A 640-nucleotide genomic window follows, 5' to 3' on the forward strand; every position below is an offset into this window, starting at 1 on the left:
GCTCAGCGATCAGCCGGCGGGGAAACCGTTCCCCGGTACCGAACCGCTCCGCCGCCTGAGCGACGCTAAGCAGCATTTCGTCTACGGACACTTGATCCTCCCCAGATTCGTTATGCGGCAACGGAATCGATTGCCGAAAGCTGTTGTTGTAGCTGTTCCTTCGCCGCGTCGAGTTGTGCCCGCCATTGCTGGCGTTCGGCGATCTTGCGCAGGAAGTGGACGTGCACGGGTGGCACGTCGGGGTCGTCGCGGGAGGCCAGTTCGTACTCCCACCGGTCGGTGTCGTCCGCCTGGTCCGCGTTGGCGTTGGCCGCCTGGTCGTCGCCGGTTGCCGAAAGCGCGAGGAGCGCCCGGACCCATGCTTTGCGGTCGGTGCGGTGGTCCGACAGCGTCTTGTTCGACCACTGCCGGGAGACCAGGACCCGGCGGCCGGTAAAGCCGAGGGTGCGGCGCTGGTGCACCTTGCCCTTGCAGTACCCGGGTCGCAGGGTCGGCTTGGCGCTCTTGGGCTGGACGCCGTAGAGCAGCCAGTTCGCGCACGTGGGCGAGCAGGGCAGGACTTGCAGCTCGGCGGCGAGCCTGGCCATGTGGTCTTCCTGCGCCCGCGACCCGGGTGTCACCGCGTCGGTGATGTCCTTCG

The 640-nt window shown here is 67.3% G+C and carries 1 protein-coding gene; it reads right to left on the reverse strand.

What is annotated here, in order from left to right; translation table 11 throughout:
* Positions 1-110 precede the first annotated feature (110 nt).
* Positions 111-640, reverse strand: a 530-nt coding sequence (locus tag Aru02nite_RS36335) for a replication initiator (protein WP_373325059.1), incomplete at its 5' end; no start/stop codon positions are given.

Source organism: Actinocatenispora rupis (genome assembly GCF_016861975.1).
Taxonomy (GTDB): Bacteria; Actinomycetota; Actinomycetes; order Mycobacteriales; family Micromonosporaceae; genus Actinocatenispora; species Actinocatenispora rupis.